The sequence below is a fragment of the Wenjunlia tyrosinilytica genome (assembly GCF_014646055.1).
GTDB classification, from domain to species: domain Bacteria; phylum Actinomycetota; class Actinomycetes; order Streptomycetales; family Streptomycetaceae; genus Wenjunlia; species Wenjunlia tyrosinilytica.
Window position 1 is genome coordinate 1 of sequence record NZ_BMMS01000162.1, and the last position, 647, is coordinate 647.

At 69.6% G+C, this 647-nt stretch carries 1 protein-coding gene; it reads right to left on the reverse strand.

Annotation, left to right across the window (positions count from 1 at the left end; all coding sequences use genetic code 11):
- On the reverse strand, nucleotides 1-572 hold a 572-nt coding region (locus IEY86_RS36040; RefSeq protein ID WP_189136107.1), incomplete at its 3' end, for a transposase family protein.
- Nucleotides 573-647: the final 75 nt, after the last annotated feature.

Below are 647 nucleotides of genomic sequence, written 5' to 3' on the forward strand. Positions count from 1 at the left end.
CCCGGCGGGCGCCTGACGGACGTCGTTGCCCACGGACCGGCCCCCATGTAGGCGCGGTCGGCAAGGATCGGGACACCTTGGCGTTCGCAGATCCGGATGATCCGGTGGGTGCGGGCCGCGGTGAGGTCGTGCGCGCGGCCGGGCAGTGCGGGTGAGATCCACAGCAGCCGGCCGTCCGGATCGGTCACTACCTGCACGTTCACGCCGTGTCGGCGGTGCTTGGCGGAGTAGTCGGCCCGGCTGTCGCCGACCCGGTCGCACTCGGCGGGGGTGCCGTCGAGCAGGACGTAGTCGGGGTCGGCCTCTCGCAGCACCTTGAGCAGGCCCGGTGCACGCTCTGCGAGCAGGCTGATCACCGCGGTGGTGTAGGCATAAGCGGTGCCCACCGAGATACCGAAGCCAACAGCGATCTGGGCGAGCGTGTCGTGCTTGCGCAGGTACACCAGGGCGACCAGCGCACGCTGGTGCGGCGGGAGTTTGCAGCGACGGTCACCCTCGCGGGTGACGATGAGCATCGTGACCCACTCGACCAGGGCATGAGGCAGGTCGAGTGCGGCAGAATACGGAACCAACGCGGCTCCTGTGCCTGTGGGTTGAGACTTCGAACACCTCCCCCAACGGCACGGGAGCCGCGTGCGTTGCGGGCG